Below are 24347 nucleotides of genomic sequence, written 5' to 3'. Positions count from 1 at the left end.
GTACGGCCCGTTCACGAGCACGCTGCAGGCCGTGAACCGGATCTTTCACTTACCTGACTGGTTTACGACCCTCAGACGCCCGTCGACGGAACGTTCCGTCGGCGGGCGTTGTCCATACACGGATACCCTTGACAGGTGACCGACGCCCAAGAAACCGCAGCAGACAGCTCACTGCGAACCACCGGAGGCGCCCCTCCGGACGACGTCGAACCGGCGCCGATCCCTTTGCTTGAGCCCCGGGAGGGCATTCCGCCCGTGATCGCCGACGAGGAGTCCCTCGCCGAGGTGATCGCGGCCTTCGCCGCCGGCACGGGTCCCGTGGCCGTCGACGCCGAGCGCGCGTCCGGCTACCGCTACGGGCAGCGCGCCTATCTGGTGCAGCTGCGCCGCGAGGGCGCGGGCACCGCACTGATCGACCCCATCGCCTGCCCCGACCTGTCGGGCCTCGGTGAGGCCATCGCCGGCGTCGAGTGGGTGCTGCACGCCGCCACCCAGGACCTGCCCTGTCTGCGCGAGATAGGCATGGTGCCGACGCGGCTCTTCGACACCGAGCTGGCGGGTCGGCTCGCCGGATTCCCCCGGGTCGGCCTGGGCGCGATGGTCGAGAACGTCCTCGGTTTCGTCCTGGAGAAGGGGCACTCCGCCGTCGACTGGTCCACCCGCCCGCTGCCCGAACCCTGGCTGCGCTACGCCGCCCTCGACGTCGAACTCCTCGTCGACCTGCGCGACGCCCTGGAGAAGGAACTCGACCGGCAGGGCAAGCTGGACTGGGCCCGCCAGGAGTTCGACGCGATCGCGGCGGCACCGCCCGCCGAACCCCGCAAGGATCCGTGGCGTCGTACGTCCGGGATGCACAAGGTACGGCGGCGCCGGCAGCTCGGTGTCGTACGGGAGCTGTGGCAGACGCGGGACCGGATCGCGCAGCGGCGGGACGTGTCGCCGGGGAAGGTGCTGTCCGACGCGGCGATCGTGGAGGCGGCGCTCTCGCTGCCGCTGGACGTGCAGGCGCTGGCCGCGTTGAACGGGTTCGGGCATCGGATGGGGCGGCGGCAGCTGGAGCAGTGGCAGACTGCGGTCGATCGGGCCAAGGCCCTGCCCGACTCGGCGCTGCCGCAGCCCGGTCAGCCGGTCACCGGGCCGCCGCCGCCGCGTGCCTGGGCCGACAAGGATCCCGAGGCCGCGGCTCGGTTGTCCGCGGCGCGCGCTGCGGTGTCGGCGGTGGCCGAGGGGCTCAACATGCCTCAGGAGAACCTCATTACTCCGGACACTGTGCGGCGGGTTTGCTGGGAGCCGCCGCGGAACGTGGACGCCGAGTCTGTGGGAGCCGCGCTTGCCGGGTACGGGGCTCGGGCCTGGCAGGTTGAGCAGGTTGCGCCGGTTTTGGTGGACGCGTTGACCGCCAAAGCGCCGTAAGAGGTTTCTGTCGTAGCGCGGGTGCGGGTCCGTTGTGGCTTGTCGCGCAGTTCCCCGCGCCCCTTCGGGGGCGCCTCAAGTGGTCCCGGGTACGTCGAGATCGCGCCAAGATCCTTGTGCGACATGTGCAGGCATGTAGGGCGCAAGGGTCTTCGGAGTGTGACGTTCGCCGCTTGGGGCCCCGAGACTGGGCAGCCTGGTTACCCACAAGTAGCATGGTTCCTGAGCGCGCGCTCAGCGCATCGCAGCAGTGCAGATCCCGCACCCTGGAGGAGAGCCAATCGTGCCTCGTACCGTCAGGGACGTCGTCTTCGTCGACGGCGTCCGCACCCCGTTCGGCAAGGCGGGCCCGAAGGGCATCTACCACGAGACCCGGGCCGACGACCTCGTCGTGAAGGCGATCCGGGAGCTGCTGCGCCGCAACCCCGGACTCGACCCCGCGAAGATCGACGAGGTCGCGATCGCCGCGACCACGCAGATCGGTGACCAGGGGCTCACGCTCGGTCGTACGGCCGGCATTCTCGCCGGGCTGCCGCAGTCGGTGCCCGGTTACTCGATCGACCGCATGTGCGCGGGCGCGCTGACCGCCGTCACGACCACCGCGGGCTCCATCGCCTTCGGCGCCTACGACGCCGTCATCGCCGGTGGTGTCGAGCACATGGGCCGCCACCCCATGGGCGAGGGCGTGGACCCGAACCCGCGGTTCGTGAGCGAGAAGCTGGTCGACGACTCCGCGCTGTTCATGGGCATGACCGCGGAGAACCTGCACGACCGCTACCCGACGATCACCAAGCTGCGCGCCGACGAGTACGCGGTGCGCTCGCAGGAGAAGGCCGCCAAGGCGTACGCCAACGGCAAGATCCAGCAGGACCTGGTGCCGATCTCGGTGCGCAACACCAACGAGCAGGTGGGCGAGACCGGTTGGGGTCTGGTCACCGCCGACGAGCCGATGCGTCCGGGGACGACCCTGGAGAACCTGGCCGGTCTGAAGACGCCCTTCCGTGTGCACGGCCGGGTCACCGCGGGCAACGCGGCCGGTCTGAACGACGGTGCCACCGCGTCGATCCTCGCGAGCGAGGACTTCGCCCGCGAGAACAACCTGCCGGTGAAAATGCGGCTCGTGTCGTACGCCTTCGCGGGCGTCGAGCCGGAGGTCATGGGCTACGGCCCGATCCCCGCGACCGAGAAGGCGCTCGCCAAGGCGGGCCTCTCGATCGAGGACATCAACCTCTTCGAGATCAACGAGGCCTTCGCCGTACAGGTGTTGGCCTTCCTTGAGCACTACGGCATCGCGGACGACGACGAGCGCGTCAACCAGTACGGCGGCGCGATCGCCTACGGCCACCCGCTGGCCTCCTCGGGCGTCCGCCTGATGACGCAGCTGGCCCGTCAGTTCGAGGAACAGCCGAACGTCCGCTACGGCCTGACCACCATGTGCGTCGGCTTCGGTATGGGCGCCACGGTCATCTGGGAGAACCCGCACTTCGAGGGGGACAAGTGAGCACCACCACCGAGCTTCTGAAGGGTGCGGCCGAGCTGTTCCCCGACGAGGTCGTGACGTCCGCGCACGTCCGTCACCTCGAACTGCCGTACAGCGCCGGGCGGTTCGCGCTCATCACGCTGGACAACGGCTTCGACCACACCAAGCCGACCACCTTCGGCCCGGCCTCGCTGGCGAACCTCAGCATCGCCGTCGACCAGGTCGAGAAGGAGGCGGCGGCCGGCGAGATCGTCGGTGTCGGCATCACCGGCAAGCCGTTCGTCTTCGCCGTCGGCGCGGACCTGAAGGGCGTGGAGCTCCTCAAGAACCACGACGACGCGCTCGCCATCGGCAAGGGCGGCCACGAGGTCTTCAAGCGCCTCGCGGACATCGCGGTGCCGACCTTCACGTACTACAACGGCGCGGCCATGGGCGGCGGTGTCGAGGTCGGTCTGCACTGCGAGTACCGCACGGTGTCGAAGCACATCGCGGCCTTCTCGCTGCCCGAGGTCTTCCTCGGCCTCGTTCCCGGCTGGGGCGGCTGCACGCTGCTGCCGAACCTGATCGGCGCCGACAAGGCCGTCTCGGTGATCATCGAGAACAGCCTCAACCAGAACAAGCAGCTCAAGGGCCAGCAGGTCTTCGACCTCGGGATCGCCGACGCGCTCTTCGAGGGCGCCGACTTCCTTGAGCAGTCCCTGATCTGGACGGCCAACGTCCTCAAGGGCGAGATCAAGGTCGAGCGTCCGGCGATCGACCGCGGCGAGGCCTGGGACCAGGCCGTCGCCAAGGGCCGTTTCGTCGCGGACTCCAAGGTGCACGGGGCTGCCCCCGCCGCCTACCGCGCGCTCGACATCATCGGGGCCGCGAAGAACGGCGACCTCCAACAGGGCTACGACGCCGAGGACCTGGCGCTCGCCGACCTGATCATGGGTGGCGAACTCCGCGCCGGTATCTACGCGTTCAACCTCGTCCAGAAGCGCGGCAAGCGTCCGGCGGGTGCGCCGGACAAGTCCCTGGCGCGTCCGGTGACGAAGGTCGGCGTCGTGGGCGCGGGCCTGATGGCCTCTCAGCTCGCCCTGCTCTTCCTGCGTCGCCTCGAAGTACCGGTCGTCCTCACGGACATCGACCAGGAGCGCGTCGACAAGGGTGTGGGCTACGTCCACGCCGAGATCGAGAAGCTGCTGTCGAAGTCCCGTATCAACCAGGACAAGGCCAACCGCCTCAAGGCCCTGGTGACCGGTGTGCTGGACAAGGCCGAGGGCTTCTCCGACGCCGACTTCATCATCGAGGCCGTCTTCGAGGAGATCGGCGTCAAGCAGCAGGTGTTCGCGGAGGTCGAGGCGGTCGCCCCGGCGCACGCGATCCTCGCCACCAACACCTCCTCGCTGTCCGTGAGCGAGATGGCGTCGAAGCTGAAGAACCCCGAGCGGGTCGTCGGCTTCCACTTCTTCAACCCGGTCGCGATTCTCCCCCTGTTGGAGATCGTGCGCGGCGAGCAGACGGACGACGCCTCGCTCGCGACCGCCTTCGCGGTCGCCAAGAAGCTGAAGAAGACAGCGGTGTTGGTGAAGGACGCCCCGGCGTTCGTCGTCAACCGCATCCTCACCCGCTTCATGGGCGAGATCCAGAACGTCATCGACGAGGGCACGCCGGTCGCGGTCGCGGAGAAGGCCGTGGAGCCGCTCGGCCTGCCGATGTCCCCGCTGGTTCTCCTTGAGTTGGTCGGTCCGGCGATCGGTCTGCATGTCTCGGAGACCCTCAACCGGGCCTTCCCGGACCGCTTCACGGTCTCCCCGAACCTCGCGGCCGTCGTCAAGGCGGGCAAGCGCGGCTTCTACGTGTACGACAGCGGGAAGCCGGAGTTGGACCCCGAGGTCGCCGCGCTCCTCCAGCAGGGCGACAGCGTCCTGACCGAGGAACAGGTGCGGGACCGGGTCCTGGACGCGGTGGCGCAGGAGATCGGCCTGATGCTCGACGAGGGCGTCGTCGCCGAGGCCCAGGACATCGACCTGTGCCTGATCACGGGCGCCGGCTGGCCCTTCCACCTGGGCGGCATCACGCCGTACCTGGACCGGGAGGGTGTGTCGGAGCGGGTGAACGGCAAGCCGTTCCTGGCGGCGGGTGTGGCGAGCGTTCCGGCGTAACCGCCGTCGTACGTAACGACCGTTGTACGGGCGTGACTTGAAGAGGGCCTCCGCTTTCGGGCGGGGGCCCTCTTCTCATGCTTCGGCCTGGGCCGCCGCGAGCCGTGCTTTCAACTCGGCGTTCTCCGCCTCCAGATGCGCGATGCGCTTGCGGGCGAAGTACAGCTCCATGACGGCGTCGTGGAACTCGGAGACGAGTTCGTCGGGGGTGAGTTGCATGCCGAATTCCCTTTACGCGGAGGCCAGTTGGGTGACCGTGCCGGCGGAACCCTTCCAGAACAGTCTGCCGTCCCGGGCGAAGAGGGAGCCGCCGCCGGCCGCTGCGGGCGCGTTGGTCGGTTCCGTCGTGACGTTCGCGAGGCGTACCGCGCCCTCGGCGAGGATGGCCGACGCGGCGCCGTTCCGCTGGACCACGTGCAGTTGGGACTGGGGCGTGGCCCCGCGGTCGATGCCGACGCCGATCCGGCCGGTGCCCTTGACGACGAGGTCGTCCAGGCCGTCGTTGTTGCGCAGGACGAGCAGGGCGCCCTTGGTCGCGCCGTTGGTGGCGGTCAGATAGATGCCCTGGGAGGCCGTGCCCGCCGTCCGAAGGTCGATGGACAGCGCGGAGGCGTTCGCGTCCGAACCGTCGGCGTACCCCACGTGGGCGATCTTCAGCGTGCCGCGGCCGGTCTCCACGCCGGTCAGATACATCGCCGAGGTCTCGGGGTTGTCCGAGGTCACGTTGAGCGCCACCGCCGCCCCTGACGTGGCCTTGTGGTTGATGGTCACCGTGTGGGCGGTCGTGGACGTGCCGTAGAACTGGGCGGGTGCGGCGTAGTCGGTGTACTCACCGTCGGCCGCCGCGTCCGTGCCGGCGGCGACGGTGACGGCCCCCGCGGTGAAGGCGCCGAGGAAGATTCTTCGTCCAACTGTCATGGGGTGTACGACCCTTCGGTCGGCGGGTTGGTTGTCCGGTGCCTCAGTACGTTCCGCCGTAGTACGACGCGGGGGTCATGCCGGCCGAGGCGTGCATGACCGTGAAGGGGACTGTGGTCACCGGAGACTCCGTACCGGAGGCGTCGACGGCGAAGACGTCGATGACATGCGGCCCCGCGGCCCACTGCCAGCCGGCCTCCCACGACCACCCGCCGTTCGGAGCGACGGCCGTGCCGCCCAGCAGGACTCCGTTCTCCCGGAACCCGACCTGGGTGGAGGCGGCGGCCGAGCCGGTGAAGACGACGCGTGGGTCCAGCACCTGCTCATGGGCCACGGGTTCCAGCACCACCGGCGCGGAGGTGCTCGGCCCGACCGTCGAGATCATCGAGGTCCGGCCCACGGCCGGGGACGAGGTGCCTGCCGAAGTGACGGCCGCCGCCCCGGAGTCGACGGCCGTGAAGCGCGCCTCGGTGCGCCGGGACTGGAAGCCCGCCGCGTCCACGCCGTAGACCTTCACCGGGTGCTCGCCCTTGCTCCAGGCCCTGCCGAGTTCCCAGGACCAGGCGCCGTGGGCGTCCACGTCGGTCTGTCCGAGGTACTTGCCGTGCTCCCAGACGATCACCCGGACCGCTCCCGGGGCGTAGCCCGCGAGTTGCACGGCGTCCCTGCGGACCTCCGTCCCCGGCGCGGGTGTCGTCACCGTCGGGGGCAGGAACTCGTCCCCGCGCACCATGCTCGTGGCGGCGAGGTAGGAGTTGATGGCGGACCTGTCGCGGTCCGGCTCCTCGAACCCGTTGCTCACGAAGCCGAGTCGTGGGGCGATGCCGTCGATCAGGAGGTTGACGATTCCCATCAGCATGGGAACGTTGCGTCCCGCGATCTGCGTGTGGTCCGCGATGTGCGGGGAGTCGCTGAAGACGAAGCTGAAGTTCTCGTAGTGCTGGAAGAGTCCGAGGAACGGCTCCACCTGGGTGGGATACTGGTCGTCCTGAGGCGAGGAGACCAGGTAGACGTTGGCCGCGCGGTTGACGCCGGAGCGGACCAGGTCGGGGACGAGCGAGTCCACGATCCGCACGTTCTCCTCCGGCACGCCCTCACCGAGCATGAACCGGGCGACACCTGGGTGCACGTTCTTCACGTACGTGCCGATCGAGAACTGGGGCGCGATGGCGACGATGTTCTTGAAGCCGTACTTCAGGCCGAAGTAGAGGGCCGCGCTGCCGCCCTTCGAACCGCCCCACAACGTGACGGATTCGGTGGTGAGGTCGAGGGACTTCATCACGTTCGAGATGAGGGTGACGACGGACTGCTCCAGGCCGAAGTCCATCTCCTTGCACAGGTAGTAGCTCCGGTTGCCCTCGAAGTTGTCCCGGATCCAGAGGATGTTCGCGCGCAGCTTGTCGAAGACCCCGTTGGACCAGCCGTAGTCGCCGGGCGCGGAGAAATTGGCGAAGACGACGACCAGGTGCCGGTTGCCCTTCTGGGCGTGGGCGAAGCGGTACTCGACCGGGAACGCCCCTGCGGCTTCGATGCCGGTGAGCAGGTGCCTCCCGTTCGCGGGTGCTGGGGACATGGGCGGAATCCGTTTCTGAGGTGTGTCCGGGTTCAGTGGGCGGGGTGTGCCGGACCGGCCGCGGTCCGGATGACGGCGAAGGTGACGGGGGCGGGCGGGGACTCCGTCCCGGCCGCGTTCACCGCGAACACCTCGACGGTGTGCATGCCTTCGGCCCACCGCCAGTCCGCGTTCCAGAGCCAGCGGCCGTCGGGGGCGAGGGCGCAGGAACCCAGGAAGACCCCGTTCTCCCGAAAGCCCACCTGGGTGGCGCCATTGGCGGCGCCGGTGAAACGGACCTGCACGTCGAGGAGTTGCTGACGGGGCTCCGGCGTGTGCACCAGCGGGGGCAGCAGGGGCCCGGGACCCCCCTGACCGTCCATCGGCGCCGCGACATGTTCCGAGGCGCTGAACTGCACCTCCGTGCGCCCGGACTGGTAGCCGCTGGCGTCGACGGCGAAGAGCCGCACCCGGTGCTCACCGGCGCCCCACGGCTGCTCCCGGTACCACGTCCACCCGCCGTCGGCACCGACGGGCGCCGACGACAAGTACTTGCCGTTCTCCCAGATGCTGACGCGCACCGCGCCCGGCGCCCGGCCGACGAAACGGACGTCCGCCGCGGGCAGCAGGTCATGCGGCTGGGGCGCGGTCACGACCGGTGCGGCGAACGAGTCCTGCACCACTGAGGTCGATTCCAGGAAGGACGTGATGCCCGACTTGTCGGCTTCTGGATCTTCGTAGCCGTGCCGGGTGACCCCCAGGCGCGGCGCCATCCCCTCCACGAGGAGGTAGGCGATGCCCAGCAGCGGGGGTGTGTTGCGCTGGGTCACCTTCCCGTGGTCGGTGATGAACGGGGACTCGCTGAAGATGAGGTTGAAGTTCGGGTACCGCTGGAGCAGCCCGAGGAAGGGCTCCACCTGAGTGCTGTACTGCTCGTCCTGCGGCGATGACACCAGGTAGAGGTTGGCCTCCGCGTTGGCCCCCGATGCCAGCAGATCGGGCAGGACCGCGTCGAGGACACGGACGTTGTCGTCGGCCATCGCCTCGCCGAGCATGTGCCGGCCGGTTTCGGGATAGACGTCGCGTACGAAGGTGCCGATCCGCAACTGCGGGACGCTGGCGACGATGTTGCGGAAGCCGTACCTGAGCCCGAAGTGGAGTGCCGCGCTGCCGCCCTTCGAACTGCCCCACAGGGTCACGTCCCCCGGTGTCAGCCCGAGGGACTTCATCACTCTCGTGATGAGCCCGAGCACGGACTGCTCGACCGTGAAGTCCATCTCCTTGCACAGGTAATAGGTGTTCTGGCCGCCGAACCGGTCGCGGATCCAGAGGATGTTGGACCGCAGGTTGTCGAGGATGCCGGTGGCCCAGCCGTAGTCGTCCGGGGCATAGATGTTGGCGAAGACGACCATCAGATGCCGGTTGCCGCTGCGTGCGTGGGTGAACCGGTACTCGACGGGGTGGGCGCCCGAGGCGTCGATCCCTCCGATCACCTTGCGACCCTTGCCAGTTGCTTCAGACATGGTGCGCTTTCACTCTCGTCGGGTGCTGCGGAGCCGGGCCGGTGCGGGGTCGGATCGGGAGGTCGGCCATGATGTCGTGATGCATCCGGCTACCTCCCCGCCCGGGTCCGGGCACATGGGCCTCCCGTGGCGCAGGCTCGCCGTCGCCGCGGCGGCTCTGCTGGGACTCGCCACCGTGGTGACCGTGGCCCGGACGTACGGGCCCACCCGCTCTGCCGCGTCCACCCGGGCACTGACCGTGGCGACGTGGAACATGTGCGGTGTCCGACAGTGGGGTTGCGCCGACACCGGCGGCTGGGCGGAGAAGAAGACGCAGTTGAACCGCCTCGCCACCCGGGCGGGGGCTCAGGTGATCTTCCTCCAGGAGACCTGCGGTGCGGAGCTGGAGTCGGTGCGCCGGGGACTCGGCAGCTCCTGGCACACGGTGTTCCACGCCTACTCCGGCCGCGACCGGGCCGGGCACACGACACCGATCCGCTGCACGACGCCCGGCGCGGGCACCGCGGGTTTCGCGATCCTGTCCGCCCATCGCCTGTCGGCCGTCGCCGTCGTGGCCTCGCGGCAACCCACCGTGGGGGTTCAGCGCGGCATCCTGTGCGCCACCGTCACGGCACACGACCTCCGGGTGTGCACCGCCCACCTGAGCCCGCGGCACAGTGACGCCGCGCACCCCGGCTGGGAGTTCCGTGACGACCAGCTGAAGGCACTGACCCGCGCGGCAGCCGCGCGACGCACGGTGTACGGCGGTGATCTCAACGTGAATCCGCCGGGATCCCGCAACCCCTTCTCCTGGGTATGGCCGTCCGGCCCCTACACCACCCAGCGGGAGTGCGACCAGACGTCCGCGTCCTCCCGAGCGGGCCGGGCGACCCATGTGTCCGGCCACAAGTTCGACTACCTCTTCACCGCGCTGCCGAGGGTCGGCTGCACGGTGCGCGACACCGGTACGTCGGACCACCTGGCCCTGCTGCTGCGGGTGCGCACGGGCTGAGCGAAGCCCGCGGCGGCCCTCGACGGTGGTGTCGAGGGCCGAGGGTCCGTTCACCGGCATCACCATGGAGTGCCGCGATCGTTCGGCGTCATACGACCACGCCCTCGACAATCCGTCCCGGGGGCGCCGGCTCGGCAGAGGAACGATCCTGCTGTCCGCCCGTGGGCGCGGCCGACCACTCGGGCCGCATCATCTGCGGCTGCGGCCCGTCCGGTGCACCACGGGAGACGAAGGTGTCGGCCGGCATGGGCTGAGCGGGCAGCGCGTTCACGGACCGGGCGACACCGGTCGGGGTCCGCGCCGGGTGCCGCTGCGGGGTGAACCAGTGCTGGGCGTTCCAGCTGATCGGCGTGAGCGCACGGCCCGAGTGACTCGTGTCCACGGAGCCCACGGCGGGCGCCCGCGCCTCCTCCGGCACGAGGTCGCCACCGGCGATCAGCATCCGGTCCGCGAGCCGTGCCGAGGCGTAGCCGTCGTCGAGGTCGCAGAACTCCCGCCGGAACCAGCGGTAGCGCTCGGCGTAGGCGTCCTGTATCCGGTCGATCTCCCGGATGGCGGTCACCAGGTCCTCGGAGGAGTAGACCAGCGGGCCGGGCGCACTCCGCTCGAAGTCGAAGTAGAAGCCGCGCAGCGTGTCCCGGTAGTGGTCCAGGTCGTAGGTGAAGAAGAGGATCGGACGCCCGGTGTTGACGTAGTCGAACATCAGGGACGAGTAGTCCGTGATCATCACGTCGGTGATCAGGGACAGATCGGCCATGTCCGGGTAGTCCGAGACGTCGAAGACGAAGCCGTCACCGGCCCCCGGTACCGGGTCGACCACGTTGGGGTGGCGGCGGACCAGCAGCACGTGGTCGGCTGCCAGGCGGGCCCGGGCGTCCGCGAGGTCGACACGGAAGTCCAGCTTGTACTTGCCGGGAGCGTAGAACTGGTCGTCGCGCCAGGTGGGCGCGTACATCACGACCCGCTTGCCGTCGGGCAGGCCGATGCGCCGGCGGATCTCCTGCTCCTGCTGTTCCGTACCGGGTCTGCGCAGGATGTCGTTGCGCGGGTAGCCGGACTCCACCATCTCGCCCGGGAATCCGAAGGCGCGCTTGAGGATCGGGGTGGAGAAGCTGTTGGGCGAGACCAGCATGTCCCAGTTCTGCACCTCCTTCTCGACCCGTTCCAGGTAACGCTGGTCCGCGAAGTGGATGGCCTCGATGTCGTGGCCGATCTTCTTCAGCGGGGTGCCGTGCCAGGTCTGTACGACGACCTGGCCGTCGCGCTTCTCGAACCAGTCGGGCAGGTGGTTGTTGGCGACGACATACCGGCTGGTGGCCAGTGCCTCGTACCACTGCGGCGACCACATGCGCACGGGCGTGGCGGTCGGCGGGACCTGGACCTGGTCGTCGCGTACGACCCAGAGGTGCTCCATGTCGACACCCCGCCGCACCAGTTCCTCGTGCAGGGCGCGGGGGCTGTCGGAGTACTGGGTGCCCTTGAAGGCGTCCAGCAGGATGGCGGGGCGTACCTTCTTCCGCCGTGCGGCCGGGTAGCCCTTGGTCCGCAACAGCTTCTGGCGGTAGGGGCCGCGGGCGTGGTCCGGCATGGCGGAGTGCACCAGGAGGGACAGCCGGTCGTAGGCCTCGGCCTGGAGTTCGTAGCGGCGCTCGTTTCCCTCGTAGTCCTGCGGGAAGGCCTCGACGAGGGACTGCTCGATCTTCACCATGAGGTCTTCGAGCCGGTCCTCACGGGCCACCGAGGACAGGTCCTGACGACGCAGGAAGAAGTCCCACCGCCCGGCGGCCAGCGGGATCTCGCCGGCCAGGGTCCGCATGCCGGCCGGCGACAGGACGGCGCGGAACGCGTTGCCGTCCCATTGGAGCGGGACGGTCCGTTCCGCCCCGTGCGCCCGCGAGCGCACCACGAGATGAGCGTCGCGGTACTCCCGTGCGGAGAGCCGGTCGGCGGCCAGATAGCGGCCCGTGATCTCCAGTGAACCGTCCTCGCCCCAGGTGAAGTCACTCGCCATGGGCAGGGTCGCGCGCTCGAAGACCACGAGGTAGCCGGAGCCGTTGCGGTGCACGACGACCTCCCGGTCGCCCTCCTTGGTCTGTAGCGCGGAGGGCATGCGGTAGTGCCCGTCGGGCGTCTCCTCCGCGACCACCGGATAGATGGTCATCTTGCGGCCCTCGACATGGAAGGTGGTCTTCCAGCCGTTGCTGTCCATGTTCCAGGACTCGGGCACGTCCGCCCCGGCCTGGGCGTCGGCACGGTAACCCGGTATGAGGACGCGCAGCGGAACCCGGGCCGTGAACATGCACCAGCCCTCGCCGCCGGGTCTGAAGTGGACCCGCGCGTCGTGCTCCCCGGTCCCGCTCATGCTGGTGACCCGGAGCTTGCCCCACTCGGGGACCTTGGGCCCGAGATAGACGCCGTTCAGCTCCAGTTGGTCGCCGTTGACGCGGTGACCGGTGATCCGGCAGCGCACGATCTCCACGCGTAGCTTGAGCTTGCCCTGCAGAAACACCGGCAGGACACGGGTGTTCTTGTCGACGTAGCGGTACGGCGGGTTGGCGGCGGATCCGGCGCCGCCGCGGTCGATGCCCCGGTAGCGGAACAGGCCGCGGCTGAGCACTCCGGCGGCGACGTCCCAGGTGCCCTCGACCCACTCGCCCTTGCGCTTGAGACGGGTGGTGTCGATCCTGGCCTCGAAGCCGGCCCAGTCGTAGCAGTAACGATTCTGGTTGGACTGCTCGGTGGCCTGCGGCGCGTACGTGGTCTTCGCCGTGGCGATCACCATCCGCCCCTGCTTCTTGTTGCGCAGGGCGATCGCCTTCACCGACATGTGCTTCTTGTGCACGTTGATGAAACGGACGTACGCCGAACCGCGCAGGGTGAGCAGATGACCGTTCGTGCTCCAGCGGGCCCCACCGAGCGACCCGTGCAGCGAGAACTCTTTGTCGAGCCGGTAGGCCTTCTTGTCGAGGCCGACCTCCCGGTCCCCGAGATAGGGGTACTTGAGGTAGCGGTGGAACCGGCGCTGAACGGGCATCGGGCCGCCACGCCGCTCGAACTGGATGACCTCGAGCAGCTCGGGCAGCCGCCGGTCGCGCACCAGGAGCCACTTGACCCGGGCGTCGGCCGGCAACTCGTCGATGATGGTGGTGTCCGCCTCGTCGAGGAACTCGTTGGCCCACTCCATGAAGGCCTGCTGGTACTCCTCGTCGGCGTCCGGGAGCACCTTCAGATGCAGCATCAGGTCGGACTTGAGGCAGGCGAGGTCGTACTTGCGCTTGCTCTCCTCGTACAGCCGCGAGCGCCGTTCGGCCAGGAAACGGCTGACCGACCGGACGGCGGCGACCCGGTCACGCAGGTTGGACAGCTCGGTGTGGCGCTGGGTGATCGAGGGGGCCGCGCCGCCCTCGCGACGGCGCCAGTAGTAGACGATGTCGGTGATGACGTCGACCTTGGCGGCCCGGAAGTGGGCGAACATGTTGACCCAGGAGTCCTCGTAGAGGACTCCTTCGGGGAACTCTATGAAGTGGTAGTCCCAGAAGGACCGCCGGAACAGCTTGTTCCAGACGGTGCGGTCGTAGATGAGCGCTTCGAACCTGGTGATGTGGGTGCCGCGCCGGTTCTTCTGCATCGGGGTCTTGTGCAGCGGGGACTGCCACTTCTTGGTGGAGTTCATCATCTGCACGTTGCCCGAGACGAAGTCCGAGCCGGACTCCTCCAGGGTGCGTACGAGCAGTTCGTAGGCGTGCTCCGGAATCACGTCGTCGCCGTCGACGAACGCGACGAACTCCCCGCGCGGATGCATGGCCCGCAGGCCGGTGTTCCGGGCGTGCCCCGGCCCGTGCGACTCCTGGCGGATCAGCCGGAAGCGCGGGTCCGCCGCACAGAACTCGGCAACGATCTCCGTCGAACGGTCGGTGGAACCGTCGTCGACGAGGATCACCTCGAAGTCGCGGAACGACTGACGCGCGATCGACTCCAGACATTCAGCGAGATAAGCCTCAACATCCTGAAAGGGAACGACAACACTGAGACGCGGATGATCCGCCAACTCCGACTCCTACCGAGACAATTCGCCCGCTGAGCTTGGTCGAGAAGCCCACTGCGGGCGGACACCCCCCTGACTCGGCACGCCCCCCAGCCCCATCGCTGGCACGCAACTGCCGCCCCCGTGGCCTCGGACAGAGCCCCCTCCACCGAGAGCCACAGGATCCCCATATTCTTAACAGATACTAACCATGGGTCAAGGACGGACCATGTGGCGTTCATCGCTGCCTAAGGATGCGTATATCCCGCCTTAAAGCACGGTCACGGCGACGCCTATAGTTCTGCCACTGCACTGCTCGATCAGTTGGGCCGGAATCCCCCTACCCGGGCCCCGCAACTCCGCGGAAGCGGAGCCCGTGAGGAGAGGAACCCACCCGATGTCACACAGCGCCACGACCGAGCCCCGGCGTGCCCGAAAGTCGGCCGGCGACCGGAGAGCCACCCGGCCCCGCAAGAGACGCCGCGGGCGCATCGTCCTGGTGTCGTTGCTGGTCCTGCTGCTGGCAGCGGGCGGTACGGCCTACTGGCTCTACAGCGGCATCGACGGCAACATCAAGGGCGTCGACATCGACAAGGCGATCGGTGACGACCGCCCGGAGAAGCTGCCCACCTCGGGCCAGAACGTCCTGATACTGGGCTCCGACTCACGCGCCGGCGCCAACGCGAAGCTGAACACCGGCAACGTCTCCGGCGCCCGCTCGGACACCGCACTGGTGATGCACATACCAGAGGGACGTAAGAAGGCCGTAGCGGTCAGCATCCCGCGCGACACCCTGGTCACGCGCCCGAAATGCACCAAATCTGACGGATCGTCGGTCGCGTCGGCCAAGCGCGTGATGTTCAACTCCATCTACTCGCAGGTCGGTCCGGCCTGCGTGGTGAAGACGGTGGAGCAGATATCCGGGGTCCGCATGGACCACTACGTCGAGGTCGACTTCGCCGGCTTCAAGAACCTGGTGGACGCGATCGGCGGCGTGACCGTCACCGTCGACCAGGACATCCACGACTCCTCCAGCGGCCTCGACCTGACCGCGGGCACCCACAAGCTGAACGGCACCCAGTCCCTCGAGTTCGTCCGCACCCGGCACGGCATCGGCGACGGCAGTGACCTCGGCCGTATCGGCCTCCAGCAGAAGTTCATGCTGGCCCTGCTCACGGAGATCCAGAAGCAGGACCTGCTGGGCAGCCCCGTCAAGGCCTACAAGATCGCCGACCAGCTCACCGCCGCGCTCACCACCGACTCCGAACTCGCCTCGCTCACCAAGCTCGCGGAGTTCGGCCGCAGCCTGAACGGCGTCAATCCGTCCACCATGGAGACGATCATGCTCCCGGTGGCGTACGACAAGGTCGACCCGAACCGGGTGGTGGCCGCCGAGCCGCAGGCCGGCACACTCTGGAAGGCGATCCGCACCGACTCGACCATCCCCGAGTCGGCCAAGAAGTCCCCGGCGACGGGCGGCTGAGCCGGCCGCGAGAGCGCCGCACGGCACGGCCGGTCAGAGGTCGGACCAGGGGCCGAGGCGCAGCCCCTCACCCGGCTCCTGCCTGGCCACTCTCGGCGTGCCGTCGGGGGCGATCAGCGCCATGACCACCCGTCCGCGACCGTCCCGGGCCAGCGCCGGCGAACTCTCGCAGGGTTCGGTCAGCGCGTACCACCACAGGCCGTTGCCCTCGTCCCCCACACCACCCACGCCGAACACCGCGTGTCCGTCGAGGTCCCGGTAGGCGAGGACAAGGCAGTCGTAGCCGTCCAGTGTCGTGCGCAGCGTCGCGTACGGCCGATTCGCCGGGGAGCCTCCCAGCGGAGTCGGCCAGCCACCCGCCCGCCAGGAGACCGCGGCACCGCTGTCGGCGTCGGTCCAGAAGAAGGTGGCCTGCTCCGGCCCGGTCTCCAACGCGGCGACGGTCCCCGGCGCGGCACGCAACGCGAAGCCCCGCGGGCCCGAGAAGTCACCGCCGGCTTCGAGTTGCCGCCACACGAACACCCCGGTCTCCGCGTCGACGCACACCTCGATCCGCCCTCCGGCGAGGGCCACCGGCGCGGGCCACGGGCCGACACCGCCGCCGTGCAACTCCTCCCAGGCCCGCCACTTGCCGTTCGGCGCCTCACGGCGCAACACCAGGCCGCCGTGTGCGGCCCGGGCGAAGACATGCACACTGCCGTCCGACGCGACCGCGCCCACGGGCGGGCCCAGCAGCAGCCCCTGCTCCCGGTCCGGGTGCGGATTGCCCAACGAGCGCCAGTCCGTGAAGGCGAGCCCCGTCTGGTACTGGATCGCGTGCACGACGTCCACCCTGCGCGCCCCGTCGGCACCGGTGCGCTCCCTGCGACCGAGGAAGTGGACGTAGGAGTCGTCGCCCTGGACCACCGTCAGATGGGTCAGCCCGGCCCCGGGGACGAAATGGGGTCCGCTCCAATCGGCTCCGCCCACGGTGTTCTCGGTCCAGCGCAGCAGCCCGCCCTCGGTCGGTGCGTAGAGACTGAGCCGACCGTCCCTGCCGAGGGTCAGCCAGTCGCCATGGGCGGCACCGGACACGGCCGGCCCAGGGGTCCCCGCGCCCGCCGCGTCCGGACGGACGGCGCCGACGGGACCTGACGACTTCTTCCGCATGGCCTGCCGCACTCCCCTGAAGCCGACGCGTCATGCGTACGGATTGGCTGAAACACCGCTCATCATATGTCGCCCGCGTGCAGGTCCCCGGGCTCCGGTGACAGAGCCATTCCCGGTGATCAGACCTCCCGCCACCCCTCCAACGCCAACCCCGCCTCCTCCTTCCGCCGTGTGACGAGCAGTTGACCGGTGGACGGCGACACCGTCGCCGCGGCCACCCGCTCGCCCTCGTCCAGGGTCAGCGAGACCTCGGCGTCCGAAGGGAGTTGGGGGCCCGACTCGGTCCACCAGGCGCCGGCCGACTCCTGTTCCGTGGGGTACGCGGCGAAGGCGACCCGGCCGCTGGCCGAACGCTGGGCGAGCAACGTGCAGTCGTGGCCGTCGAGTTCGCAGCGGATCGCGGAGACCGGGCCGGGGCCGGCCGAGGGGAGGAGGGTGACCGGCTTGGTGCCGGGGCGCCAGACGCAGAGGTCGCCGGAGTCGTCCGTGTAGAAGAGGGTGGTGTTCTCCGGGGAGGTGGCCAGGGCGCGGAGCGTGCCGGGGCGGATCCTGGCCTCCATCGCCTCCTCCAGCACCGGTTGTGCGCCCGGCTCCAGCTGGCGCCAGTGCAGGATCGCGCCCGGTACGGCCGCGTACAGCTCGACCGTGCCGGACTCCCCCGTCACCGCCGCCAGGTCCTCGTGGACGTCGCTCCCCCTGAGGTCGCGCCACGGTTCCCAGCCGCCCTTCTCCCGCTGGGCCAGCAGGCTGACACCGCCCTGCGCGTTGCGCACGAAGACATGGGCCCGGCCCTCCGCGTCGACCGCGATCGCCGGTGTGCCGGTGCGGTCGCCCTTCTTGTTCGGGTGGCCGATCGGGCTCCAGTCGAGGGCCGCGAGCCGGGGGCGGAAGTGCGTGGAGTGGACCAGTCCGGACTCGCCGGCCGCCGTGGGGCGCCAGGACACGAGGTGGGCGTAGCTGTCCGCGCCCTGTCCGATGCCGAGCAGCCCCGGGTGCAGCTTCTGGTCGCCGCCGACCGTGCGCGGGGCGCTCCAGAGGCCGCCGGGGCCGCGTTCCGCCCGGCACAGGACGGCGTCGCCCGAGGGCAGATACACACTGAGCCGGCCGTCGCGGCCGCGTATGAGCCAGTCGCCGTTCACCGGTTCACTGTAATTGGGGCGGGCACTTCCGCGCGGGGCACCCCCCGCTCGCGTGCGACCCTTGCCCCATGGACGAGGACACTCCCCTGCTCGTGATCGTCGACGGCGCCAACGTCGTCGGGTCGGTTCCCGACGGCTGGTGGCGCGACCGCAAGGGTGCCGCCGAGCGCCTCCGCGACCGGCTCGCGAGCGACGGTCTGCCGGGCCGCACGGACCCCGTGGAGCTCGTCCTCGTCGTGGAGGGCGCGGCCCGTGGCGTGGAGTCCGTGCCGGGCGTACGGGTGGACTCGGCGCCCGGCAGCGGCGACGACCGGATGGTCGAACTCGTCGCCGAGGCCGACGGCCGCCCCTGCCTGGTGGTCACCGCGGACCGTGAACTACGGCGCAGGGTCACGGAGTTGGGCGCGGAGGTCACCGGGCCGCGCAGCGTACGCGGCTGACCTGTACGTGACGCGGCCCCGTAAATCCCCTCATGGAGCGGGAGTTACGGGGCCGGACGACCAACTGGCGTGTCTACGAGGCGTTTCCGCTCGGCGGTGCCGCGGACTCGCGTGCCTCCGCCGCCTGTTGCAACCCCAGGCGGCTGTGCGTGCGGCCGTAGAAGAAATACACGGCGAAGCCGATCGCCATCCAGATGGCGAAGCGGAGCCAGGTCTCGGCGGGGAGGTTGAGCATCAGCCAGAGGGAGGCCAGGACCGAGACGATCGGGAGGGCCGGTACCAGGGGGGTGCGGAAGGAGCGGGGCAGGTCGGGGCGGGACCTGCGGAGGATGACCACGCCGATCGCTACCACGATGAAGGCGAACAGCGTGCCGATGTTGACCAGTTCGGCGAGTTCGCTGAGGCTGGTGAAGCCCGAGACGATCGCGATGATCACGCCGAGGAGGATGGTCGGGCGGTACGGGGTGCGGAAGCGCGGGTGGACGTGCGAGAAGAAGCGCGGCAGCAGTCCGTCACGGCTCATCGCGAAGAAGACGCGGGCCTGGCCCAGCAACAGGATCATGCATACCGTCGTCAGACCGATCGCGGCGCCGAAGCTGATCAGGCCCGCGAACCACGGGTGTCCGGTGGCCTTGAACGCGTCGGCGAGCGGTGCGTCGATCGACAGTGAGCTGTACTTCTGCATCCCGGTCACGACGATCGCCACGGCGACGTACAGCGTGGTGCAGATGATCAGCGAACCGAGGATGCCGCGCGGCACGTCACGCTTCGGGTTGCGGGTCTCCTCGGCGGCGGTGGCGACGACGTCGAAGCCGATGAAGGCGAAGAAGACCACGGAGGCGGCGGTGAAGATGCCCATGACGCCGAAGTTGGAGGGCGCCCAGCCGAACATCAGCTGGATCAGCGGGGCTTTGAGGTTGCCGCCCGCCTCCACCGCCTGCGCCTTGGGGATGAACGGCTTGTAGTTGTCGCCCTTGATGAAGAAGGCGCCGGCGACGATCACCACGAGCACGACGGCGACCTTGATGGCGACGACGACGGAGGTGACCCGCGCGGAGAGCTTCATGCCGAGCACGAGGATCGCGGTGAGGACGAGCACGAGCGCGGCGGCGAGGATGTCGAAACCGAAGCCGTGGGCGCCGTCCCGCCCGCTGAGCGCCTCGGGCAGGTGCCAGCCCGCGTTGTCCAGCAGCGAGTGGATGTAGCCGGACCAGCCGACGGCCACCACCGCCGTCCCCAGGGCGAGTTCGAGGACCAGGTCCCAGCCGATGATCCAGGCGGGGAACTCGCCGAGCGAGGCGTACGAGAAGGTGTACGCGGAACCCGCCACCGGCACCGTGGACGCGAACTCGGCGTAGCAGAGCGCCGCGAGGGCACAGACGACGCCGGCCACGACGAAGGACAGGGCCACCGCTGGACCGGCGGTGTTCTTGGCGGCCGTGCCGGTGAGGACGAAGATGCCGGTGCCGATGACGACGCCGACACCGAACACGGTCAGATCCAGGGCCGAGAGGGACTTTCTGAGCGCGTGCTCCGGTTCCTCGGTGTCCTTGATGGACTGTTCGACTCTCTTCGTCCGGAAGAGGGTGCTGCTCACGGGTGTACCTCCCACGCTTGGCGTCCTCGACATGATCGAGAGGGGGCGTGGTGCGTATGCCCCGACGCGGGCGGGTTCACGCGAACGGACCGCTTTCACCACTGCCAAGAGTGGTAAAAGCGGCCCGTTCAGCGGTGCGGCCGTGCCTCAGTCGCGCGCGGACTCCACCGAGTCGACCTCCGCCGTGGGCCGTTCGAACCGGCCGTCCAGCTTGGAGACCAGGCCGGTGACCTGGCGGGCGATGTCGGGGGCGGTCAGGCCGATCTCCGTCATCACCTCGGCGCGGGAGGCGTGGTCGAGGAAGCGCGGCGGGATGCCGAAGTCACGCAGCGGGACGTCGACGCCGGCGTCGCGCAACGCCTGTGCGATCGACGAACCGACGCCGCCGACACGGGAGTTGTCCTCGACGGTGACGACCACCCGGTGCTGCTCGGCGAGCGGGGCCATGGCCTCGTCGACGGGCTTGACCCAGCGCGGGTCGACGACCGTGGTGGTGATGCCCTGCTGGTCGAGCAGGGCGGCGATCTCCAGGCACATGGGCGCCAGGGCGCCGACCGAGACGAGCAGCACGTCCGGGGCGTCGGAGCCGGGCGCGCGCAGCACGTCCATGCCGCCGATGCGGCCCACGGCGGGTACGGCCGGGCCGACCGCGCCCTTGGAGAAGCGGACCACGGTCGGCGCGTCCTTGACCTGTACGGCCTCGCGCAGCTGGGCGCGGACCTGGTCGGCGTCGCGCGGTGCGGCGAGCCTCAGGCCCGGGACGACCTGGAGGATCGACATGTCCCACATGCCGTTGTGGGAGGCGCCGTCGGTGCCGGTGACGCCGGCCCGGTCCAGGACGAAGGTCACCCCGCACTTGTGCAGGGCCACGTCCATCAGCACCTGGTCGAAGGCGCGGTTGAGGAAGGTGGCATAGACGGCGAAGACGGGGTGCAGTCCGCCGGTGGCGAGGCCGGCCGCGGAGACGGCGGCGTGCTGCTCGGCGATGCCGACGTCGTAGATGCGGTTCGGGAAGGCGTCGGCGAACTTCTTCAGGCCGACCGGCTGGAGCATCGCGGCGGTGATCGCGACGATGTCCTCGCGCTCCTGGCCGAGCGCGACCATCTCGTCGCCGAAGACGGAGGTCCAGTCGGCGCCGGAGGCCTTGATCGGCAGGCCGGTGTCGGGGTGGATGGGGCTGATGCCGTGGAAGCGGTCGGCCTCGTCCTGGAGGGCGGGCTGGTAGCCGCGGCCCTTCTCGGTGAGGCAGTGCACGATGACGGGCCCGCCGAAGCGCTTGGCCCGCGCCAGCGCGGACTCCAGGGCGTCGATGTCGTGGCCGTCGACCGGACCGACGTACTTCAGACCGAGGTCCTCGAACATGCCCTGCGGGGCGATGAAGTCCTTCAGACCCTTCTTCGCGCCGTGCAGCGTCTCGTAGAGGGGCTTGCCGACTACCGGGGTGCGCTCCAGGAGGTCCTTGCCGCGGGCCAGGAAGCGCTCGTAGCCGTCGGTGGTCCGCAGGGTCGCCAGGTGGTTCGCGAGGCCGCCGATGGTCGGTGCGTAGGAGCGCTCGTTGTCGTTGACGACGATGACGAGCGGGCGGTCCTTGGCGTCGGCGATGTTGTTCAGCGCCTCCCAGGCCATACCGCCGGTCAGGGCGCCGTCACCGATCACGGCGACCACGTGGTCGTCGCGTTTCAGCACCTGGTTGGCCTTGGCGAGGCCGTCGGCCCAGCCGAGGACCGTCGAGGCGTGCGAGTTCTCGATCACGTCGTGCTCGGACTCGGCCTGCGAGGGGTAGCCGGACAGGCCGCCCTTCATCTTCAGCTTGGAGAAGTCCTGGCGGCCGGTGAGCAGCTTGTGGACGTAGGACTGGTGGCCGGTGTCCCACAGCACCCTGTCCTTCGGCGACTCGAAGACGCGGTGCAGGGCGATGGTCAGCTCGACCACACCGAGGTTCGGGCCGAGGTGGCCGCCGGTCTTGGAGACGGCGTCGACGAGGAAGGTCCGGATCTCCTCGGCCAGCTGGTCCAGCTGCTCCAGGCTGAGCCGGTCCAGATCGCGCGGTCCCCTGATGCGGGTCAGCAGCGGCACCCGTGCCTCCTTGCGAGTAGAGCTGATCGAGCTGTTGCCGGGCTTGTCGAGTCTAATGTTCCGCCTTCGCGGACGGCGCCCGGGCTGTGCGTCATACGTCACGCGATCGGCTGTACCCAAGAACAGCCTTTCCTACGACATGACTGTGCCCGGTACCGCCTTCGGCACCGGGCACTGGTCTGAAAGGGCGCAGGTCAGCCGCGACCGGCCGCCTTCTGGCTCTTGCGGGACACCGAGTCGATGACGACCGCGCCGAGCAGAACGCCACCCGTGATCATGTACTGGATCGAGGTGTTCATGTTCAGCAGGTCGAGGCCGGTCTGGATCGACTGGATGACGAGCATGCCGAGCAGGGCGGACCAGACGGTGCCGCGACCGCCGAAGAGGCTCGTACCGCCGATGACCGCGGCCGCGATGGCCAGCATCAGGGTGTTGCCGCCGCCGGCGTTGAGCGTGGCGCTCTGGGTCTGACCGGCGAAGAACATACCGCCGACCGCCGCGAAGCCACCGGAGATGGCGAACACGGTGATGCGGATCATCGGCACGTTGATACCGGCACGGCGCGCGGCCTCGATGCCGCCGCCGACCGCGAAGACCTTACGGCCGTACGGGGTACGACGGAGCACGAAGTCCACGATCACCAGGGACGCGAGGAAGATCACCAGCGCGTTGGAGACACCGGCCGAGGAGTTCAGCACGTACGCGGTGACGAACGCGGCCACGGCGAGCAGACCGACCCGCAGCCCGATCTCGCCGGTGGGCCGGAACGGCACCCCGGCGGCCTTGCGGCGGCGCTGCTCGACGAGCGAACCGTAGGCCAGGGAGCCGACGCCGAGCGCGGCCAGGATGTAGGCACCGGCGATCGACTGGTCCATGAAGAAGGAGCCCTGGCCGAGCAGGTGCACCGGGCCCTCGTCCGGGATGTTGATGGTGCCGCTCGAACCGAGCAGCCACAGCATCAGACCGTTCCAGCCGAGGAAGCCGGCCAGGGTGACGACGAACGCCGGTACGCCGATCCTCGCGAAGAAGAAGCCGTGCAGCGCGCCGATGCCGATACCCGTGATGATCGTCAGGACCAGCGCCAGCCAGCCGTTCATCCCGTGGTTGACCACGAAGACGGCGAACAGGGTGGACGCCAGACCGCTGACCGAGCCGACCGACAGGTCGATCTCGCCGAGCAGCAGCACGAAGACCAGGCCGATGGCGAGCATGCCGGTGGCCGACAGGTAGTAGCTGATGTTGGACAGGTTGTCCGCGCTCAGGAACCGGCTGTTCTGCGACTGGAAGATGATGCCGATGACGATCAGGCCGGCGACGACCGGCAGCGAGCCGAGCTCACCGCCCTTGATCTTGCGCTTGAACTCGGTGATGTAGCCCTTGTAGCCCTCTTCGCGGACCAGCAGACGCGGGTCGACGACGGTGGCGGCACCGGCCGCCGCCGTGGGGTCCTCGGCCAAAGGCGCGCTGGTCGGTTCCGCGTCCTTCTTCACGGTGTTGGACGTGTCGCTCACTTTGCCGCCTCCGTGCTGCGCACCGCACGACGGGTCACGGCGTTGTCCGTGGCACCGGTGATCGCGGCGATGATCGTTTCCTGACTGGTGTCCTTCACCGGGAAGGAACCGTTGTTCTTGCCCAGGCGCAGCACGTTGACGGTGTCGGCGACCGCCTTGACGTCGGCCATGTTGTGGCTGATGAGGATGACACCGAGGTTGCGCTCACGCAGCCGCTCGACCAGGTCGAGGACCTGAGCGGTCTGCTCGACGCCGAGGGCGGCGGTGGGCTCGTCGAGGATGACGACCTTGGGGTCACCGATCAGCGCGCGGGCGATCGCGACGACCTGTCGCTGGCCACCGGAGAGGCTGGCGATCGGGATGCGCACGCTCGGGATGCGGATGGAGAGCGTGCTCAGCAGCTCACGGGAGTTCTTCTCCATCGTGACCTCGTCGATCACACCGTGACGCAGCAGCTCACGTCCGAGGTAGAGGTTGCCGACGACGTCGAGGTTGTCGCAGAGCGCGAGGTCCTGGTAGACCGTCGCGACGCCGAGTCCCTGGGCGTCGTGCGGCTTGTTGATGCTGACCGGGTTGCCCTCCCACTCGATGACTCCCTCATCGATGGGGTGCACTCCGGCGATCGTCTTCACCAGAGTGGACTTTCCTGCGCCGTTGTCGCCCACCAGTGCGACCACTTCTCCGGCGTGAACCTCCAGCTCTACTTCGGTGAGGGCCTGCACCGCACCGAATCGCTTAGAGACTCCGCGCAACGCCAACACGGGCGTAGCGGACACGTGAACCATCTCCTTCGCCGCCTGACCGGCGGGGATCCCGCGCTTGTCAAAAGGCGCGGAGGGTTGTGCCAAGGCACAGATTTACAAGATGAACATGCGCATGGCCGATGCCAGTTGGCAACGGCTGC

The 24347-nt window shown here is 69.1% G+C and carries 17 protein-coding genes; 6 read left to right on the top strand and 11 right to left on the bottom strand.

All coding sequences use genetic code 11. The features are described 5' to 3' along the window. The first annotated feature begins 135 nt into the window (after positions 1 to 135). The 3 genes from ACFWP5_RS14155 (at position 136) to ACFWP5_RS14145 (ending at position 5040) form a co-directional block, all read left to right on the top strand. Positions 136 to 1413: an HRDC domain-containing protein gene (locus ACFWP5_RS14155; protein ID WP_384154879.1), complete on the top strand. Its 1278-nt coding sequence runs from the start codon at positions 136 to 138 to the stop codon at positions 1411 to 1413. Between the two features lie 283 nt (positions 1414 to 1696). Then, the gene (locus ACFWP5_RS14150) at positions 1697 to 2914 is read left to right on the top strand and encodes a thiolase family protein (RefSeq protein WP_384154877.1); all 1218 of its coding nucleotides are present in this window, start codon (positions 1697 to 1699) and stop codon (positions 2912 to 2914) included. After that, positions 2911 to 5040: a 3-hydroxyacyl-CoA dehydrogenase NAD-binding domain-containing protein gene (locus ACFWP5_RS14145; protein WP_384154875.1), complete on the top strand. Its 2130-nt coding sequence runs from the start codon at positions 2911 to 2913 to the stop codon at positions 5038 to 5040. Before ACFWP5_RS14150 ends, ACFWP5_RS14145 begins: the two co-directional genes overlap by 4 nt. A gap of 75 nt (positions 5041 to 5115) precedes the next feature. On the opposite strand, the gene ACFWP5_RS14140 is transcribed toward ACFWP5_RS14145, so the two are convergent. The 4 genes from ACFWP5_RS14140 to ACFWP5_RS14125 are packed head-to-tail and all read right to left on the bottom strand — an operon-like array spanning position 5116 to position 9033. Then, complete coding sequence (locus ACFWP5_RS14140) at positions 5116 to 5259, bottom strand: hypothetical protein (protein WP_384154873.1); 144 nt, start codon at positions 5257 to 5259, stop codon at positions 5116 to 5118. 12 nt (positions 5260 to 5271) lie between these two features. Then, positions 5272 to 5958: a hyaluronoglucosaminidase gene (locus tag ACFWP5_RS14135; protein WP_384154872.1), complete on the bottom strand. Its 687-nt coding sequence runs from the start codon at positions 5956 to 5958 to the stop codon at positions 5272 to 5274. A gap of 43 nt (positions 5959 to 6001) precedes the next feature. Then, positions 6002 to 7531, bottom strand: a complete 1530-nt coding sequence (locus ACFWP5_RS14130) for a hypothetical protein (RefSeq protein WP_384154870.1) — start codon at positions 7529 to 7531, stop codon at positions 6002 to 6004. A gap of 32 nt (positions 7532 to 7563) precedes the next feature. Beyond that, positions 7564 to 9033, bottom strand: a complete 1470-nt coding sequence (locus tag ACFWP5_RS14125) for a hypothetical protein (protein WP_384154868.1) — start codon at positions 9031 to 9033, stop codon at positions 7564 to 7566. Positions 9034 to 9112: 79 nt separating this feature from the next. Here ACFWP5_RS14125 and ACFWP5_RS14120 point away from each other — a divergent pair, with 79 nt between their 5' ends. Further along, positions 9113 to 10024, top strand: a complete 912-nt coding sequence (locus ACFWP5_RS14120) for an endonuclease/exonuclease/phosphatase family protein (RefSeq protein WP_384154866.1) — start codon at positions 9113 to 9115, stop codon at positions 10022 to 10024. A gap of 88 nt (positions 10025 to 10112) precedes the next feature. Here ACFWP5_RS14120 and ACFWP5_RS14115 read toward each other — a convergent pair whose 3' ends face one another. After that, positions 10113 to 14072: a CDP-glycerol glycerophosphotransferase family protein gene (locus ACFWP5_RS14115; RefSeq protein WP_384154864.1), complete on the bottom strand. Its 3960-nt coding sequence runs from the start codon at positions 14070 to 14072 to the stop codon at positions 10113 to 10115. Positions 14073 to 14445: 373 nt separating this feature from the next. Between ACFWP5_RS14115 and ACFWP5_RS14110 the strand changes: the two genes are divergently transcribed. Continuing rightward, positions 14446 to 15531, top strand: coding sequence for an LCP family protein (locus ACFWP5_RS14110; RefSeq protein WP_384154862.1), 1086 nt, complete (start codon positions 14446 to 14448; stop codon positions 15529 to 15531). A 33-nt stretch (positions 15532 to 15564) separates the two neighbouring features. Here ACFWP5_RS14110 and ACFWP5_RS14105 read toward each other — a convergent pair whose 3' ends face one another. Then, positions 15565 to 16680 (bottom strand): hypothetical protein, encoded by a 1116-nt coding sequence (locus ACFWP5_RS14105; RefSeq protein ID WP_384154860.1) that lies wholly within the window; start codon positions 16678 to 16680, stop codon positions 15565 to 15567. Positions 16681 to 16799: 119 nt separating this feature from the next. Further along, the gene (locus tag ACFWP5_RS14100; protein WP_384154858.1) at positions 16800 to 17819 is read right to left on the bottom strand and encodes a hypothetical protein; all 1020 of its coding nucleotides are present in this window, start codon (positions 17817 to 17819) and stop codon (positions 16800 to 16802) included. Between the two features lie 68 nt (positions 17820 to 17887). Between ACFWP5_RS14100 and ACFWP5_RS14095 the strand changes: the two genes are divergently transcribed. Further along, positions 17888 to 18259 carry an NTP pyrophosphohydrolase gene (locus ACFWP5_RS14095; RefSeq protein WP_384154856.1) on the top strand — a complete coding sequence of 124 codons (372 nt, stop codon included), beginning with the start codon at positions 17888 to 17890 and terminating at the stop codon, positions 18257 to 18259. A gap of 73 nt (positions 18260 to 18332) precedes the next feature. Here ACFWP5_RS14095 and ACFWP5_RS14090 read toward each other — a convergent pair whose 3' ends face one another. The 4 genes from ACFWP5_RS14090 to ACFWP5_RS14075 all read right to left on the bottom strand — a co-directional run bounded on the left by ACFWP5_RS14090 (position 18333) and on the right by ACFWP5_RS14075 (position 24228). After that, a complete protein-coding gene (locus tag ACFWP5_RS14090) occupies positions 18333 to 19856 on the bottom strand; it encodes an amino acid permease (protein WP_384154854.1) in 1524 nt (507 codons plus the stop codon). A 147-nt stretch (positions 19857 to 20003) separates the two neighbouring features. Continuing rightward, positions 20004 to 21932 carry a 1-deoxy-D-xylulose-5-phosphate synthase gene (gene dxs, locus ACFWP5_RS14085; protein ID WP_384154852.1) on the bottom strand — a complete coding sequence of 643 codons (1929 nt, stop codon included), beginning with the start codon at positions 21930 to 21932 and terminating at the stop codon, positions 20004 to 20006. A gap of 194 nt (positions 21933 to 22126) precedes the next feature. Continuing rightward, positions 22127 to 23443 (bottom strand): sugar ABC transporter permease, encoded by a 1317-nt coding sequence (locus tag ACFWP5_RS14080; protein WP_384154850.1) that lies wholly within the window; start codon positions 23441 to 23443, stop codon positions 22127 to 22129. Next, on the bottom strand, positions 23440 to 24228 hold the full coding sequence (locus ACFWP5_RS14075; RefSeq protein WP_328828109.1) for an ATP-binding cassette domain-containing protein: 789 nt from the start codon (positions 24226 to 24228) through the stop codon (positions 23440 to 23442). The genes ACFWP5_RS14080 and ACFWP5_RS14075 overlap by 4 nt, the downstream gene beginning before the upstream one ends. Positions 24229 to 24347 lie beyond the last annotated feature (119 nt).

It is taken from the genome of Streptomyces sp. NPDC058469, assembly GCF_042721125.1.
Classification (GTDB): Bacteria; Actinomycetota; Actinomycetes; order Streptomycetales; family Streptomycetaceae; genus Streptomyces.
The sequence above is the reverse complement of the archived record's forward strand: the minus strand, read 5'-3'. Positions and strand labels throughout refer to the sequence as shown.